The sequence below is a fragment of the Flavobacterium granuli genome, assembly GCF_900129705.1.
In the GTDB taxonomy this organism is placed as follows: domain Bacteria; phylum Bacteroidota; class Bacteroidia; order Flavobacteriales; family Flavobacteriaceae; genus Flavobacterium; species Flavobacterium granuli.
The window spans coordinates 1-1,581 of the sequence record NZ_FQWO01000026.1; the positions used below are offsets into that span (position 1 = coordinate 1).

Sequence of the window (1,581 nt, forward strand, 5' to 3'; positions counted from 1 at the left end):
ACTACCATTGACGTTTTTATTTATATTGTTAAATATCAATTAGTTGCATATTTAATTCAATCGCCTTTTTGGTTAGAAATTTAATTTGTTGTTCTTTTTGTTTCTGTAAATATATTTCAACTCCCTTCTCTACATATTGCATTCCATTACTAAATGTTTTGTAATAGAGTTCCGCTAATTTTCTTGCGGTTGCCTTTATAGCTATTGCAGCTCCTCTTCTTGCTTTTAGTTTTCTTGCAAAAGCTCCCAAGCCAGGCTGTTTGCTGACTAGTAAACTTTGGGCTGCTTGTTTAAATATTTGCCCAGATCGTGTCATTGCTTTTTTCTTACTTCTCTTATTCATCTTGCCTGATTGATTCTTTCCGGGGGCTAATCCTAACCAAGATACAAAAGCCTTAACATTTGGCCATTGTTCTATATTGTTGCCCAGTTCTGCCGTTAGTCGCATAAGACTATAATCAGTCAAGCCTGGTAAAACGGTTGGATTTGCGCCATGAATGCCCATCAATAAATCATGCAAGTTTTTTATATCTGGTTTGTTATGCCGTATAGGTTTTACTCTATTATCGTCTTTATAATCATTATTGGCTTTTTTTTTAAATTCAATCAATATTTTTTCGGTCTCTTTATCACATAGTTGGACTTGGTTTAAATAAAACAGATAGCCATCATATGCTTGTTGGAGTTCAAAAATGTATTCCTCTTTATAATTACCTTCCAAAGCCAATAGAATATCCGCTGCCTTTCTTTTTCTTAAATCTGTTGTGCAATAGCTCAATAAAACCTGAGCATCTCTTTCTCCTTCTAAAATAGCTTCTATCATTGCCATTCCGCTTGCTCCGTGTGTTTGTGACAAAACTTCTGGAAGTCGGATATTCATTTGCACTAGTGCTTTTTGCATATGAAGTATATGAGAAGATGCCATTTGCAATTTATCTTCACGCATACGAGTATAAACTCTCAACTTTCGGACAATATCCTCAGGAACAAAACTTTTTCTTAACAGACCATAACTGAATAGTTGCTGTATCCATTGACAATCCTGTACATCAGTCTTTCTACCAGGCAAGTTTTTACTGTCAGCCGGATTAACTAAACAAACATCAAAGCCCATTGCTTCCAAAATATCGTATAGAGTTATCCAATAAATCCCAGTTGCCTCCATTGCGACATGAGTTATACCATGCTCTCGCATATAGAAACCAAGCTCTTTGTAAGTTCTTGTAAAAGTTCTAAAACTTCTTACATCTTCTCCTTCAATGGAAACAAATACTTTTTCACTTCCAATATCAATGCCAGCACAATTTTTAATAATTTTTTCTAAACTACTCATCGCTTAATGATTTAATGAAATAGAAATAGGCTCAAAGTATATTATGTGAAAAGATATTACTACCATGGGGGAAATTCATCATTATTGAACTCACCAATATTACTTAATATAATACTTTGAAACAAAACTCGAACTCAGGTAATTTACACTAGTTATGCTACTGTTACACTGCCTAATTCTAATTCAGATTTTATACAAAGTTAACGTCATTTTATATTGCTTTTTTTGTAAAAAAATTAAACCTCGAA

General features: G+C 33.5%; 1 protein-coding gene. It reads right to left on the reverse strand.

Going from position 1 to position 1,581, the window contains the following annotated elements; translation table 11 throughout:
- Positions 1–28: 28 nt before the first annotated feature.
- Entirely contained in the window at positions 29–1,333 is a 1,305-nt protein-coding gene (locus BUB25_RS16280; RefSeq protein ID WP_072946201.1) for an IS110 family RNA-guided transposase, read from the reverse strand.
- Positions 1,334–1,581 lie beyond the last annotated feature (248 nt).

Bases quoted from the DNA above. Each gene is read 5' to 3' on its own strand.
- BUB25_RS16280 (WP_072946201.1), bottom strand. From the start codon at position 1,333: ATGAGTAGTTTAGAAAAAATTATTAAAAATTGTGCTGGCATTGATATT.